A 14,844-nucleotide genomic window follows, 5' to 3' on the forward strand; every position below is an offset into this window, starting at 1 on the left:
ACTGTCGCACTGCCTGCTTCAGGCCGCCGCCGTGCGGCTGGCGAGCACGCCGAGCAGATTCTTCGCCGCGCCGACGCCCATGTTGACGTAGGCATCGCCGGTCACGCCGCCGATGTGCGGGCTCAGCACGAGATTCTTCTCGCCCTGGAACGGGTGGGCCGGCGCCATGGGTTCGACCGCGAAGCTGTCCAGCCCCGCCATCGCCACCTGGCCCGTGTGCAGGGCGTCCAGCAGCGCGGCTTCGTCGATCAGGCCGCCGCGCGCCGTGTTCACGATGATGACGCCGCGCTTGCAGCGGGCCAGCGTCGAGGCGTTCAGCAGGCCCCGGTTCTCGTCCGTCAGCGGGCAGTGCAGCGAGATGGCATCGGACTCGGCCCAGACCGTGGCCAGGTCGGCCGCCTGCACATAGGGCGGCAGGTTTTTCGCGAACGGGTCGAAACCCAGCACGCGCATGCCCAGTGCGTCGGCCATGCGCGCGAAGCGCAGCCCGATGGCGCCCAGCCCGATGAGGCCGATGGTGCGGCCGCCGAGCTCCAGGCTCTTGTGTGTCGCCTTGTCCCAGTGGCCGGCATGCATGCGCGCGTCCAGCGCCACCACCGACTTGGCGCAGCCGAGCAGCAACGCCAGCGCCTGCTCGGCGACGGCCGCGGCATTGGCGCCCACGGCCGCGACGACTTCGATGCCGCGCGACCGCGCCGCCACCTTGTCGATGGTGTCGGTGCCGCTGCCGTGCTTGGAGATCACCTGCAGCGAGGGCGCCGCGTCCATCACCGCGGCGCCGACCTTGCCGTAGCGCACGATGATGGCCACCGGGTCGTGCGCGCGGCACAGCGCAACGAGGTCGTCTTCGGTCGGCGACTTGCCCGCATAGACCACCTCGTGGCCTTCGAGCAGCGCGAGTGCCTGTGGCGCCAGGTCGGCGCCTGTGACGAGGATGGCGCTCACAGCGTTTCGCCTTCCTTCAGCACGCCGGCGTTGCGCAGGGCCGCGGTGAGCCACTTCGCCGCGGTGTCGCCTTCCTTGATGGCGGCGATGCGCGCGGCCTCGTCGGCCACCTTCTTCGCGGCGAGCGGCAGCAGCGCCTCGATCTTTTCGCGTTCGACCACCACCACGCCGTCGCCGTCGCCGATCACGAAGTCGCCCGGGCGCACGGTCACGCCGCCGATCGACACCGGATGCCCGATGCGCCCGCCGATGTTCTTGGTCGGGCCGTTGGGGTTGGTGCCGACCGAGAACACGGGGAAGTCCATCTCGTCGATCTCCAGGCTGTCGCGGCACGCGCCGTCCATCACGACGCCGGCAATGCCGAGCTTCTGGCAGGCGGTCATCATGATGGTGCCCATGAGGGCCGCGCTCTGGTCGCCCTTGCCGTCGATCACGAGCACGTCGCCCGGCCTGGCCATGGCGATGGCGGCATGGATCATGAGGTTGTCGCCCGGGCGCACCTCCACGGTGAGCGCCGTGCCGGCGAGCTTCATGCGCGGACGCAGGGCCTTGATGCGCCCGTCCAGTGCGCCGCGCCGCCCGGCCACGTCGGCCAGGATGGCGGGCTGGAACTCGGCGGCGCGGGCCACGATGCTGGCGGGAACGCGTTCGAAGTCGCGAATGATGTCGGGAAGGGTCGATGTCATGGGAGTGCTTTCAGGGATGTGGGGAGAACGAAAAAACGAATGAGGGGAGGGGCGGCTCGATCCGGGTCAATCCGGCTCAATCCGGTTTCACGCCGGCGTCCTTGATGACCTTGGCCCACTTGGCCAGGTCGGCCTTTTGCGTGTCGGCGAGCTGTTGCGGCGTGCTGCCCACCAGCGTCACCCCGAGCTTGTCGGCCATGGCCACGAGCTCAGGGTCCTCGAGGTGGCGCACGATGTCGTCGTGCAGGCGCTGCACGACGGGCACGGGCGTGCCGGCCGGCGCGTAGACCGCCTGCCATTGCTCGACCACGAAGTTCGTGTAGCCGGCCTGCGCCATGGTCGGCACGTCGGGCAGCGCCTTGAGTCGCGAGGCCGACGTGACTGCCAGCGCGCGCACCCGCCCGCTCTGGATCTGCGGCAGTGCCGCGGCCACCGGCGCGAACATGAAGGTGGCATGGCCCGCCAGCACGTCCTGGATGGCAGGGGTGTCGCCCTTGTACGGCACATGCGTCATCCGCGCGCCCGTCTGCAGCCGCAGCAGCTCGCCCTGCATCTGCAGCACCGTGCCGTTGCCGCCCGAGGCGAATGAAATCTCCCCGGGGTGGGCCTTGGCCTGCGCGACCAGCGCGGCGACTGTCTTGAACGGCTGCTCCGCGCCGACGATCAGCACATGCGGAATGGTGCCGATGAGCGACACCGGCGCGAAGGCCTTCACAGGGTCGTACGGCATCTTCGGCAGCAGGCTGGGAACGATGGCCTGCGGGCCGATGGACGTGCCCAGCAAGGTGTGGCCGTCGGGTGCGGCCCGCGCCACGAAGGCCGAGCCGATGGTGCCGGTGGCGCCGGACTTGTTGTCCACGATCACGGTTGCACCGAGCGACGTCGCCAGCCGCAGTGCGATGGCGCGGCCGAGGATGTCCGTGGTGCCGCCGGGCGGGTAGGGCACCACCCAGGTGACGGGCTTGTCGCCGGGCCATGGGGCCTGCGCCAGGGCGGGCATGGAGGAGGCCGCGAGCACGGCCAGGCCCAGCGCGCCGAAGCAGCGCCTGTGGATTCGAATCATGGAGTCTCCAGGGACGTGTGCGAGGGGCCGAAGCCGTAGAGCTCGGCCGGGTTGTCGACGAGGACGCGTTGCAGTGCCGCCTCGTCGCGCGCCCACCCGGCGAGCAGCGTCATCTGCCGTGCGTCGTCGGGCATCGGCTGGTGTCCAGCCGAGGCGGATGCATGGGGCCAGTCGCTGCCCCAGAGCACGCGTTGCGGCGCGGCGTCCAGGAAGCTGTGGGCGAGCGCGGCCAGGTCGGCGTGGTGCGGCGCGCCTTCTTCGCTGACGATGTAGCCGCCGGAAAGCTTGACCCACGCGCGGCCCGCCTGGAGCAGGCGCACGACCAGCGCATGCGCTGGATGGCGCCCCGTCATCGATGGCGCGAGCCGGGCGAAGTGATCGAAGACCACGGGCACCGGCAGGTCGCCCAGCACGGTCTCGAGGCTTGTCAGCAACTCGACCGGCGCCAGCAGTTGCAGGTGCCAGCCCAGCGGCGCAACGCGCCGCGCGAGCGGCAGGATCTGCGCGGCCGTGTTCACGGTTCCGAGCGACAGGTTGAGGCGGATGCCGCGCACACCGCATGCGTGCAGCGCGCGCAGCTCCGCGTCGCTCACTCCTTCTTCGACAACGGCCACGCCGCGCGCCGCGGGGCCGAAGGCCGCGAGGGCGGCAAGCAATGCGCGGTTGTCGCTGCCGTAGGTCGACGGCGTGACGAACACCGCGCGCTGCGTTCCCGTGCGCTGCTGCAGCAGGCGGTAGTCCGCGGCGCTCGCGTCCGGTGGCCGCAGCACCGCTCCTGCCGCGGCGGGGTAGGTGGCGTCGTACAGGTGCACATGGCAATCGCAGGCGTCGCGCGGTACCGCGACGCTCGTGCGTCCATGCCCTGCCGAGAAAGGCGCAAGCGCGTGCATGCCGGCTCAGTCGAGCTTGACGCCGGAGGCCTTGACGATGGCGCCCCAGCGAACGCCGTCGGTGCGGATGAGCGTGGCGAACTTCTCGGGCGAGCCGGTCATCACCTCGGCGCCTTGCGCCGCGAACTTCTTCTGCACGTCGACCGTGGCGAGCGCCTTGTCGAAGGCGGTGTTCAGTTTCGACACCAGGTCCTTGGGCATGCCCGCCGGTCCGGCCAGGCCGAACCACGTGATGGCCTCGAACTCCTTGTAGCCCGACTCCGCCATGGTCGGCACGTCGGGCAGGTCCTTGTTGCGCTGCAGGGAGGTCACGGCCAACGCGCGCAACTGGCCGCTCTTGATCTGCGCGATCAGCGTGGGCACCGACGACATGTACATCTGGATCTGGCCGCCCACCAGGTCGGTGAGGCCCTGCGACGCGCCCTTGTACGGCACGTGCGTGAACTGCACGCCCGCGGCCTTCTGGAACTGCTCCGTGGCAAGGTGGGCCACGGTGCCGTTGCCCGAGCTCGCGTAGTTGAGCACCGTGGGCTTGGCCTTGGCTGCCGCCACCACGTCGGCGAGTTTCTTGTACGGCGAGGTGGACGCCACCACCAGCACCAGCGGGGCCGAAGCCACGAGGCCCACCGCGCTCAGGTCCTTGACGGGGTCGTAGGGCAGCTTTGAATACAGCGTCGGGTTGATCGCGAGGTTGCTGGTCTGCCCGAGCACGAGCGTGTAGCCGTCGGGGCTGGCCTTGGCCGCCACGTCGACGCCGATGTTCCCGCCGGAGCCCGGCTTGTTGTCGATCACGATGGTCCAGCCCTCGGAGGTGGCGACCTTGTTCGCGACTTCGCGGGCGAGGATGTCGGTGCCGCCGCCCGGTGGGAACGGCACGACCAGGCGGATCGGGCGCGAGGGATAGCCTTGCGCCAGCGACACGCCGCAGGCAAGCACGAGCGCCAGGCCGAGGGCCGCGCGACGAGGGAGGGAGCCGGGGCTCGAGGTACGCATGGGTTTGTCTCCAGTTCGATGATTCGGTGCCTGCAAGGCGGTGCTCGCAGGCATGCCGGAACTGTAGATTTGCGTTTCACCTCATACAATGGTGGTCCACTGAACGAACCATGGACCGCTGTGCGAAACAAGCATCCGAACGCGAAAGAGACCACCGCCAAGGTGAGCAAGAAGGTCACCAAGGTCATGGAGGTCATCGAGCAACCGCGCGAGGCCGATGCGGAATCGACCGGTGGCGTCACCGCGGTCACGCGTGCCCTGCAGTTGCTGGACGCCTTCGGCATGCAGGACGAAAGCGTGTCGCTGGCGGAGCTCACGCGCCGCAGCCAGATGCACAAGACGACCACGCTGAGGTTGCTGCGCACGCTCGCGCTGTCCGGCTACGTGGTGCAGCGCGACGACGGCGAATGGCGCCTGGGCCCGGCTGCGGGCTGGCTGGGTGCGCGCTACCAGGCCAGCTTCGATGCCAACAACGTGGTCGAGCCCATGTTGCTTGCGTTGTCGCAGGCCACGGGCGAGAGCGCCGCGTTCTATGTGCGCGAAGGCAACTCGCGCACCTGCCTCGCGCGCGTGGAAGGGCCGCAGCCCATCCGCCACCATGCGCGCATGGGCGCCATGCTGCCGCTGGAGCTGGGCTCGCCGGGCCGCGTGATCCTCGCGTTCTCCGGCGAACCGGGCAAGCTCTACGAGGACATCCGCAAGAAGGGCTACCACTTCTCCATCGGCGAGCGCGAGAAGAACGTGGCGACCGTGTCGGCGCCGGTCTTCGGACTGCGCTGGGTGCTGCTGGGGTCGGTGTGCATCTCCGGCCCCGCGGACCGCTTGCCCAAGTCCAAGTTGCTGGGACTGGCGAAGACGATCATGAAGGCCGCGAACGAACTCTCCTACGCATTGGCCGGCCGGCCGACGGCGCAGACACCCGCTGTCGTTTCGACCTGGCATCCCTGAGACCCCAGAGATCCCAGAGATCCGTGGGGAGGTCCGGCCAGGTCGTCGCGCGCGTCACGCGGTTCGATGAGGAGAGCCGGGCGAAGGGCTGAGCCGGCATCGCAGGCGCCACTGCAACGGCCACGTTGCAGCCGTTGCGGCCGTTGCAGTGGTGGGGGTAACGATCCGCTTACTGGGCGGCAATGATCTGCGCGATCACGCCGGTGGCGATGGCGGCCAGCACGAAGCCGCCTCCCACACCCACCCATGGGTAGCCGCGCGGCGGCTGTTGCAGGCGATGGCCGCGCCAGTCGTCCACGACGTGGTTGCGGCCCCGGTACTCGGCCGGAACACGGCCGCCGCGACGCCACTGCGCATGCGGCTGGGCGTGCCTCGACGGTCCGCCTGGCGGCCGTCACGGAAGTCCGAGCGGTCGTTGTGCTGCTGCTCCTGCCGCTGGCCGGGGCCGCGCTGGTCGTGGTCGTCGCCGCGGCGATCCTGCGCGAAGGCGCTGCCCGCCATGCACAGGGCCAACGCGGCGGTTGCGAGCGTCATGGCTCTGGATTTGCTGTTGTTCATTCGAGTGCCCTTCTGCCTGGATGAGGACCCACGGTGGTGCGGCCATGTGGCGCGGGGCCGCCGCCCACGTGTGCGCGGCAGCCGGCTCGGGAATCGGGTTTCCCTCACCGGGCATGAAGGCGCGCGCGAGAGCGCAAGACCTGCCCGTCATTGCCGGCGCGCGTGGCGGCCTGGACGCCGGGTTGCCGCCGGCCCTCTCTTTTTGGCAAGGGCTTTCAGCCTTGACAGCGCAAGGCGCGGTCCTATCATTGGTTCAGTTTTATTGGACTTAGTTCCATAAAATGGAACTACAAGGAATGACCATGACCCACGAGGCGACGGCGGCCACGCCGCTGCAAGACGACCGTGCCGCCCCCTTGCCTTCGGAGCTGCATCCGAAGGCGCTCGCCCCCGCCAACCTGATCCTCACGGTGGTGCTGAGCGTGTTCGGCGCCATCGTCGGCATCCAGATGCTCGCGAGCCTGGGCATCACGCCGAGCACCTCGCTGATCGGCGCGCTCGCGGCAATGACGCTGGCGCGCGTGCCGCTGGCCATGTTCCGGGGCTTCCGCTCGGTGCATGCACAGAACCTGGCGCAGACGAGCATTTCGTCGGCCACCTTCGGCGCGGCCAACAGCCTGTTCCTGCCGATCGGCATCCCGTTCCTGTTCGGCCTGCCCGACATGGTGGTGCCGATGCTCATCGGCGTGAGCCTGGCGATGCTGCTCGACGCGTGGCTGCTCTACCGCATGTTCGACACGCCCGCCTTCCCGGCCAGCAACCCGTGGCCGCTGGGCATCGCGGCGGCCGAGGCCATCAAGGCGGGCGACGGCGGCGGCAAGCAGGCGTGGCTGCTGCTGGGCGGGCTGGCCACGGGCGTGGCGGGGGCGGTGCTCAAGCTGCCGATGTCGGCCTTCGGCGTGGCGATGATCGGCGGGCTGGGCGCGATGGTCGCGTTCGGCGTGGGGCTGCTGGTGCGCGGGTATTCGGCGCCGCTGTTCGGGCTGGACATCGGCGCGCTCTACGTGCCGCACGGCATGATGATCGGCGCGGGCATCGTGGCGCTGGTGCAGGTGGGGCGCGTGGTGCTGAAGAAACGCGGCACCGCGCCCGGCACGGGCGCAGCGGCCTCGCGGGAAGCACGCGGCGCCACCGCGCTGGGCCGCTCGCTGCGCCTGGGCAGCGTCGGCTACCTCGCCATCATGGTGCTGCTGGCCGTGGGCACGGGCGTGTACACGGGCATGTCGCCGGGCATGCTGGTGTGCTTCGTCATCTACGGCACCTTCGCGGCCTTCGTGCATGAGCTCATCGTGGGCATCGCGGCCATGCACTCGGGCTGGTTCCCGGCGTTCGCGGTGGCGCTGATCTCGCTGCTGATCGGCATCCTCATCGGCTTTCCGCCCGAGGCGCTGGTGGTGCTCGCGGGCTTCTCGGCGGCCACCGGCCCGGCCTTCGCCGACATGGGCTACGACCTGAAGGCCGGGCACCTGCTGCGCGGCGAGGCATCGGGCACGCCCTTCGAGACCGAAGGCCGGCGCGAACAGATGATCGCCGGCATGGTGGGCTTCGCCGTGGCCATCGTCGTGGTGGCCTGCACCTACAGGATGTTCTTCGCCAACCACCAGACGGCGCCCATCAACGCGGCCTACGTGGCCGCCATCAAGGCCGGCATCTCGGGCGACACCGCGCGCAACCTCGCGCTGTGGGCCGTGCCCGGCGCGCTGCTGCAGATCGTGGGCGGCGCGCGCCAGCAGCTGGGCGTGCTGTTCGCCACCGGCCTGCTCATCGCCAGCCCCATGGCGGGCTGGATGGTCGCGGCCGGCATCGGCTGCCGGCTCGCCGTTCACGCCGTGCTCGGCGCCGGCGCGCGCGAAAAGCTCGAGGTGTTCGCGGGCGGCGTGATCGCCGGCGACGCGCTCTACAGCTTCTTCTCGGGCGTCGTGAAGAGCCTGCGCAAGTAGGCGCGCCGCCGTCCTCTTTCCCTTCATCACACAGGAACAACGAATCCATGAAACGCAATCTGACAAGCGACGACGTGCGCGCGGCCATCTGGGGCGGCGCCATCCTGGGCGGCGGTGGCGGTGGGCTCATCGAGTCCGGCGAGCGCGCGGCGCGGCTCGCGCTGCAGGTCGGCACGCCGCAGCTGTGGAGCGTCGACGAGTTCGACCCCGCGGCGCTCACCGCCACCATGGCACTGGTCGGCGCGCCGGCCGCGCCCGATCCGCATGTGCAGCCCGCGCACCTGCTGCGCACGCTGGAGCTGCTGCGCCGCGAGCTGCCCGCGGGCCGCAAGCTGGTCGGCCTGCATGCCAACGAGAACGGCGCCGAGACCACGGTCAACGGCTGGTTCCACGCCGCCATGAGCGGCCTGCCAGTGATCGACCTGGCCTGCAACGGCCGCGCCCACCCCTCGAGCGTGATGGGTGCGCTGGGCCTGCACACCGAGCCCGACTACCTCTCGGTGCAGGCCTATTCGGGCGGCGAGCCGCACCGCTATGTCGAAGGCGTGGTGTCGGGCCGGCTGGAGCAGACCTCGGCCGTGGTGCGCCGCGCCTCGGTGGAGGCGGGCGGCCTCGTGGCCGTGGCGCGCAACCCGGTGGACGTGGGCTATGCGCGCCAGCACGGCGCGCCGGGCGCCATCAGCCACGCCATTGCGCTGGGCCAGACCTACCTGGACGGTGGTGTCGATGCCGTGGCCCGATCGCTGGACGGCCGCATCGTGGCCGAGGGCACCGTGCGCACCTACCGCTGCGAGCAGCAGGAAGGGCTGGACGTGGGCATCGTCGAGCTCGACGACCCGGCGCGCACCACGCTGCGCTTCATCAACGAGTACATGCTGCTGGCGCAGCAAGGAAAACGCATCGCGCGCTTCCCCGACCTGGTGATGACCTTCTCGGACGACGGCAAGCCGGTGGTGTCGGCCCATGTGCGCCAGGGCGCGCGGCTGCGCGTGCTGGTGGCGCCGCGCGCGCGGCTGCTGCTGTCGCGCACCATGTTCATGCCCGAGCTGTACCGGCCGCTGGAAAAGTCGCTCGGCGAGGCCTTCGCGCCCGCCGAGGAAGCACTGGCCTGACGGGCGCCGCGCCCCAAGGCGCAACCGCACGGGCACGGCCACGGGCACGGCCACGGCAATGTGCCGGCGTGGAAGGTGGCCGCCCGGTCACCGTTCCACGCCCGAGCAAGCCGCGCCGGCTTACTTGTCGACCGTGACCTTCGCCACGGCCAGCGCCGTCATGTTGATGATGCGCCGCACCGTCGACGACGGCGTCAGCACGTGCGCGGAGCTCGCGGCGCCCAGCAGCACCGGGCCGACCGTGATGCCGTTGGCGCCGGTCATCTTCAGCACGTTGTAGAGGATGTGCGCCGAATCCAGGTTCGGGCACACCAGCAGGTTGGCTTCGCCGCTGAGCGTGGTCTCGGGCAGGGCGGTGCGGCGGATTTCTTCCGACAGGGCCGCGTCGCCGTGCATCTCGCCGTCGCATTCGATGTCGGGTGCCATCTGCGCGAACAGGTCGCGCGCCAGGCGCATCTTGCGCGCCGAGCCGCGGCTGGAGGTGCCGTAGTTCGAGTGCGACAGGAAGGCCACCTTCGGCGGCAGGCCGAAGCGGCGCACTTCCTCGGCGGCCATGACGGCGATGCTGGCCAGCAGCTCGGCGCTCGGGTCTTCGTTCACGTTGGTGTCGGTGATGAAGACGGTGCGCTTGTCCAGCGTGAGCGCGTTCAGCGTGGCAAAGCCCGGCGCGCCGCGCTTCAGGCCGATCAGGTTGCGGATGTGCTCCAGGTGCACGTCGAAGCGCCCGACCAGGCCGCAGATCATGGCGTCGGCGTCGCCCAGTTGCAGCATCAGCGCGGCAATGGTGGTGTTCGAGCGGCGCACCATGGTCTTGGCGGCTTCCGGCGTCACGCCGCGGCGGCCCATGATCTTGTGGAAGCTCTCCCAGTAGGTGCGAAAGCGCGGATCGTCCTCGGGGTTGACGATCTCGAAGTCGGTGCCCGTGCGGATGTGCAGGCCGGCTTTCTGGATGCGCGCCTCGATCACGGCGGGGCGGCCCACCAGGATCGGGCGGGCCAGGCCTTCGTCGACCGCCCACTGGGCCGCGCGCAGCACGCGCTCGTCTTCGCCTTCCGCGTAGGCCACGCGCTTGGCGGTGGCGATCTTGGCGGCGCTGAACACCGGGCGCATGAACATGCCGGTCTGGTAGACGAAGCGTGTCAGGTGCTGGCGGTAGGCCTCCATGTCCTCGATGGGGCGCATTGCCACGCCGGAGGCCGCCGCGGCGGCGGCCACGGCCGGCGCGATGCGCAGGATCAGGCGCGAGTCGAAGGGCTTCGGAATGATGTAGTCGGCGCCGAAGGCCAGTTCCTGGCCGGCGTAGGCGGTGGCCACCTCTTCGCTGATGTCGGCCTTGGTCAGGTCGGCGATCTCGCGCACGCAGGCCAGCTTCATCTCTTCCGTGATCTTGGTGGCGCCGCAATCGAGCGCGCCGCGGAAGATGTACGGGAAGCACAGCACGTTGTTGACCTGGTTCGGGTAGTCCGAACGGCCCGTGGCGATGATGCAGTCGGGCCGCACGGCCTTGGCGAGCTCGGGGCGGATCTCGGGCTCGGGGTTGGCCAGCGCCAGGATGATGGGCTGCGTGCCCATGGTCTTGACCATTTCGGCCGACATCACGCCGGGGGCCGAGCAGCCCAGGAACACATCGGCGTCCTTCACCACGTCGGCCAGGGTGCGGGCGCCGGTGTCTTTCTGGGCGTAGCGGGCCTTGGACTCGTCGAAACCGCCTGCGCGGCCCATGTAGATCAGGCCCTTGGAGTCGCAGGCGTAGATGTTGGCGGGCTTGGCGCCCAGGCCGACCATCACGTCCAGGCAGGCGATGGCGGCGGCGCCGGCGCCCGACACGGCGATCTTCACGTCCTCGATCCTCTTGCCCACCAGCTCCAGGCCGTTGAGCAGCGCGGCGGCCGAGATGATGGCCGTGCCGTGCTGGTCGTCATGGAACACCGGGATGTTCATGCGCTCGCGCAGCTTCTTCTCGATGTAGAAGCACTCGGGCGCCTTGATGTCTTCCAGGTTGATGCCGCCCAGCGTGGGCTCCAGCGCCGCGATGATGTCGACCAGCTTGTCGGGGTCGTTCTCGGCCAGCTCGATGTCGAACACATCGATGCCGGCGAATTTCTTGAACAGGCAGCCCTTGCCTTCCATCACCGGCTTGGCGGCCAACGGGCCGATGTTGCCCAGGCCCAGCACGGCCGTGCCGTTGGTGATGACACCCACCAGGTTGCCGCGCGCCGTGTATTCGTTGGCCAGCGACGGGTCGGCCTCGATGTCCAGGCAGGGATAGGCCACGCCCGGCGAATAGGCCAGCGACAGGTCGCGCTGGTTCAGCAGGGGCTTGGTCGGGGTGACCGAGATCTTGCCCTTGACGGGCGAGCGGTGGTATTCGCGCGCTGCCTCGCGAAGTGCTTCTTCTGCGGGGGAAAGGGGTGCAGCCATGAAAGTCTCCTTTTTTCCAGACGGGCAACGAGGCTACCGCAAAAGCGCGGGTTGTTCTCGCAGGGGAAATGCCGAAAACGCCTGACCTCATCACTTTGGTGGGGCAGGGCGCCGGTTCGCTAAACTCCGCGGCTGTTAACCATAGTCAAACAAGGTTAACAAAGCCACACGTCAACCACATCACAGAACGACAGCGGAGGGGCAGCGCATGAGCGGCATGAGTCACGGACCTTTCACCACCACCGACCCCGACGTCGTGGTCATCGGCGGAGGCCCTTCGGGCTCCACGGTGGCCGCGCTGCTGGCGGACAAGGGGCACGACGTGGTGCTGATCGAGAAGGCGCAGCATCCGCGCTTTCACATCGGCGAGTCGCTGCTGCCGATGAACATGCCGCTGTTCGACCGCCTGGGCGTGCGCAGCGAGGTCGAGGCCATCGGCATCAAGAAGCACGGCGCGGAGTTCGTCTCGCCCTGGCACGACCACACCAGCCACTTCGACTTCGGCGAGGCCATGGACAAGAGCTTTCCGTACGCGGTGCACGTGCGCCGCTCGGAGTTCGACGAGCTGCTGTTCCGCCACGCCGGCAAGCGCGGCGCGCGCACCTTCGAGGGGCAGCGCGTCACGGGCGTGGACATGGACGCCGACAAGAGCGCCGACAAGCGCCCGCTGCTCAAGGTGAAGGCCGACGACGGCACCGAGACCACCTGGCGCCCGCGCTTCGTGATCGACGCCAGCGGGCGCGACACGCTGCTGTCGAACCAGTTCGACGCCAAGCGCCGCAACCGCAAGCACGCCAGCGCGGCGCTGTTCGGCCATTTCGAGAATGCCGAGCGCCGTCCGGGCCGCTTCGAGGGCAACATTTCGCTGTTCTGGTTCGACCATGGCTGGTTCTGGTACATCCCGCTGAAAGACGGCACCGTGAGCGTCGGCGCGGTGGCCTCGCCGGCCTACTTCAAGAACCGCAAGGGCTCGCTCGAAGAGTTCCTGATGGAGACCATCGCGCTGGCGCCCAAGCTGGCCGCGCGCCTGAAGAACGCCACGCTGATGGAAGGCGCCACCTCCACCGGCAACTACGCCTACGACTCCGCGTTCTGCCGCGGCGACCGTTTCATGATGGTCGGCGACGCCTACGCCTTCGTCGACCCGATGTTCTCCTCGGGCGTGTACCTGGCGATGAACAGCGGCTTCGAGGCCGCCACCGCGGCCGACCACTGGCTCAAGGGCGACATGAAGGAGGCCGAGAAGGCCTTCCGCCACTACGAGAAGGTGATGAAGCACGGGCCGAAGATGTTCTCGTGGTTCATCTACCGCATCACCTCGCCGGCCATTCGCCGCCTGTTCATGGCGCCGCGCAACGTCTGGCGCATGCAGGAGGCGCTGCTGTCCATCCTGGCCGGCGACCTGTTCCGCGACACGCCCATCGCGCCGCGCTTCTGGGGCTTCAAGGTGACGTACTACGTCTCCTGCCTGGGCATCCTGCCGCAGGCCGTGAAGACCTGGGCATGGCGCCGCCGCAACCTCAAGGAATCCCTCGAGGCGGCGGCGAAGACCTGAACGGCCTGGGGGTCAGTCCGGGCTGACCGTGTGCTGGGCCAGCGCTTCGAGCGCCTTGACCAGCGCCGAGTGGTCCAGCTGGCCGTAGCCCAGCGCCGCGCAGGCGTTCATCAGCTGCGCCGCGTTGGCCGTCTGCGGCAGCGCCACGCCCAGCGTGCGCGCGCTCTGCATCGCCAGGTTCAGGTCCTTCTGGTGCAGCGAGATGCGAAAGCCCGGCGCGAAGGTGCGCTTGATCATGCGTTCGCCGTGCACCTCGAGGATGCGCGAGCTCGCGAAGCCGCCCATCAGCGCCTGGCGCACCTTGGCCGGGTCGGCGCCGGCCTTGGAGGCGAACACCAGCGCCTCGCTCACCGCCGCGATGTTCAGCGCCACGATGATCTGGTTGGCCACCTTGCAGACCTGGCCGTCGCCCGCGCCGCCCACCAGCGTCACGTTCTTGCCCATCCTGTCGAGCAGCGGCTTCACGCGCTCGAAGGTGCCTTCGTCGCCGCCGCACATGATCGTGAGGCTCGCGGCCTTGGCGCCCACCTCGCCGCCGGAGACCGGCGCGTCGATGTAGCCGGCGCCCAGCGCGGTGATGCGGCGCGCGAAGTCCTTCGTGGCAATCGGGTCGATCGAGCTGCAGTCGACCACCACCTTGCCGCTGGAGCCCTTCAGGCCGGCGGCCACGCCTTCGGAGCCGGGCGCGCCGAACAGCACTTTCTCGACGTCGGGCGTGTCGGGCACCATGATGAAGACGATGTCGGCCTGCCGTGTCACCTCGGCCGCCGAGGCGCAGATGGTGGCCTTCGACACGAAGGGCTCGGGCGTGTTGCCGTGCGTGTTCACGAACAGCTGGTGGCCCGCGTCGAGCAGGTGGCCCGCCATGGGCGCGCCCATGATGCCGAGGCCGATGAATCCGATTTTTTGCTGGGTTGCCATGTCTCTGTGTCCTTGTTCAACGTTCATTGCTTTTGCGTGAGGGCTTCGCGCCAGCCGAGGCCTTCCACCGTGGTGGCGCGGGGCTTGTATTCGCAGCCGATCCAGCCGTCGTAGCCCAGCGCATCGATGTGCTGGAACAGCCAGGGGTAATTGATCTCGCCCGTGCCCGGCTCGCCGCGGCCCGGGTTGTCGGCCAGCTGGATGTGGCCGATGCGCGGCAGGTGCTTGCCGAGCGTGTTGCCCAGCTCGCCTTCCATGCGTTGCGCGTGGTAGATGTCGTACTGCACGCGCAGGTTGGGCGAGCCCACCTCGTCGATCAGTGCCAGCGCCTGGTCGGTGCGCGTGAGAAAGAAGCCCGGAATGTCGAAGGTGTTGATGGGCTCGATCAGCAGGCGCAGGCCCGCCGCCTCGAGCTCGCGCGCGGCCAGGCGCAGGTTGCCCGTCACGGTGCGCTTCACCGCCTGCGCATCGGCGCCTTCGGGCACCTTGCCGATCAGGCAGTTGACCTGCGGACAGCCCAGCGCCGTGGCGTAGTCGATCGCCATGCCGATGCCTTCGGCGAACTCGCCCGTGCGCTCGGGGTGGCAGGCGATGCCGCGCTCGCCCTTGTCCCAGTCGCCGGCGGGCAGGTTGTGCAGCACCTGCTGCAGGCCGTTGGCGCGCAGGGCGGCGGCCAGCTCCTTCTTCTCGAAGGCGTAGGGGAACAGGTACTCCACGCCCTTGAAGCCCGCCTTGGCGGCGGCTTCGAAGCGTTGCATGAAGGGCAGCTCGGTGAAGAGCATCGTGAGGTTGGCTGCGAACTTGGGCATGTG

At 69.2% G+C, this 14,844-nt stretch carries 13 protein-coding genes; 4 read left to right on the forward strand and 9 right to left on the reverse strand.

From position 1 onward, the window contains the following. Positions 1-18: 18 nt before the first annotated feature. From BM004_RS22935 to BM004_RS22955, 5 genes are all read right to left on the reverse strand, one after another. Entirely contained in the window at positions 19-945 is a 927-nt protein-coding gene (locus BM004_RS22935; RefSeq protein WP_093217068.1) for an NAD(P)-dependent oxidoreductase, read from the reverse strand. Next, positions 942-1,631 carry an RraA family protein gene (locus BM004_RS22940; RefSeq protein WP_093217071.1) on the reverse strand — a complete coding sequence of 230 codons (690 nt, stop codon included), beginning with the start codon at positions 1,629-1,631 and terminating at the stop codon, positions 942-944. Before BM004_RS22940 ends, BM004_RS22935 begins: the two co-directional genes overlap by 4 nt. Before the next feature lie 76 nt (positions 1,632-1,707). Then, positions 1,708-2,694 (reverse strand): Bug family tripartite tricarboxylate transporter substrate binding protein, encoded by a 987-nt coding sequence (locus BM004_RS22945; protein WP_093217073.1) that lies wholly within the window; start codon positions 2,692-2,694, stop codon positions 1,708-1,710. Continuing rightward, the gene (locus BM004_RS22950; RefSeq protein WP_093217076.1) at positions 2,691-3,584 is read right to left on the reverse strand and encodes an amidohydrolase family protein; all 894 of its coding nucleotides are present in this window, start codon (positions 3,582-3,584) and stop codon (positions 2,691-2,693) included. The genes BM004_RS22945 and BM004_RS22950 overlap by 4 nt, the downstream gene beginning before the upstream one ends. A gap of 6 nt (positions 3,585-3,590) precedes the next feature. Continuing rightward, complete coding sequence (locus BM004_RS22955) at positions 3,591-4,577, reverse strand: Bug family tripartite tricarboxylate transporter substrate binding protein (protein ID WP_093217079.1); 987 nt, start codon at positions 4,575-4,577, stop codon at positions 3,591-3,593. 186 nt (positions 4,578-4,763) lie between these two features. Here BM004_RS22955 and BM004_RS22960 point away from each other — a divergent pair, with 186 nt between their 5' ends. Beyond that, entirely contained in the window at positions 4,764-5,525 is a 762-nt protein-coding gene (locus tag BM004_RS22960) for an IclR family transcriptional regulator (protein WP_093217404.1), read from the forward strand. Positions 5,526-5,694: 169 nt separating this feature from the next. On the opposite strand, the gene BM004_RS42510 is transcribed toward BM004_RS22960, so the two are convergent. Further along, on the reverse strand, positions 5,695-5,823 hold the full coding sequence (locus BM004_RS42510; protein WP_371270310.1) for an RcnB family protein: 129 nt from the start codon (positions 5,821-5,823) through the stop codon (positions 5,695-5,697). Between the two features lie 556 nt (positions 5,824-6,379). On the opposite strand from BM004_RS42510, the gene BM004_RS22970 reads away from it, so the two are divergent. After that, a complete protein-coding gene (locus BM004_RS22970) occupies positions 6,380-8,023 on the forward strand; it encodes an OPT/YSL family transporter (protein ID WP_256220002.1) in 1,644 nt (547 codons plus the stop codon). A 47-nt stretch (positions 8,024-8,070) separates the two neighbouring features. Then, positions 8,071-9,135: an S-methyl thiohydantoin desulfurase domain-containing protein gene (locus BM004_RS22975; protein WP_093217081.1), complete on the forward strand. Its 1,065-nt coding sequence runs from the start codon at positions 8,071-8,073 to the stop codon at positions 9,133-9,135. Between the two features lie 120 nt (positions 9,136-9,255). Here BM004_RS22975 and BM004_RS22980 read toward each other — a convergent pair whose 3' ends face one another. Then, positions 9,256-11,556 (reverse strand): NADP-dependent malic enzyme, encoded by a 2,301-nt coding sequence (locus tag BM004_RS22980; protein ID WP_093217084.1) that lies wholly within the window; start codon positions 11,554-11,556, stop codon positions 9,256-9,258. A gap of 217 nt (positions 11,557-11,773) precedes the next feature. On the opposite strand from BM004_RS22980, the gene BM004_RS22985 reads away from it, so the two are divergent. Beyond that, positions 11,774-13,111 (forward strand): NAD(P)/FAD-dependent oxidoreductase, encoded by a 1,338-nt coding sequence (locus BM004_RS22985; protein WP_093130334.1) that lies wholly within the window; start codon positions 11,774-11,776, stop codon positions 13,109-13,111. A gap of 12 nt (positions 13,112-13,123) precedes the next feature. Here BM004_RS22985 and BM004_RS22990 read toward each other — a convergent pair whose 3' ends face one another. Both BM004_RS22990 and hyi read right to left on the reverse strand, forming a co-directional pair. Further along, a complete protein-coding gene (locus BM004_RS22990) occupies positions 13,124-14,032 on the reverse strand; it encodes a 2-hydroxy-3-oxopropionate reductase (RefSeq protein ID WP_093130133.1) in 909 nt (302 codons plus the stop codon). A 23-nt stretch (positions 14,033-14,055) separates the two neighbouring features. Further along, complete coding sequence (gene hyi / locus BM004_RS22995; RefSeq protein ID WP_093217086.1) at positions 14,056-14,841, reverse strand: hydroxypyruvate isomerase; 786 nt, start codon at positions 14,839-14,841, stop codon at positions 14,056-14,058. Positions 14,842-14,844: the final 3 nt, after the last annotated feature.

The organism is Variovorax sp. OK212, from assembly GCF_900112425.1.
GTDB lineage: Bacteria > Pseudomonadota > Gammaproteobacteria > Burkholderiales > Burkholderiaceae_C > Variovorax.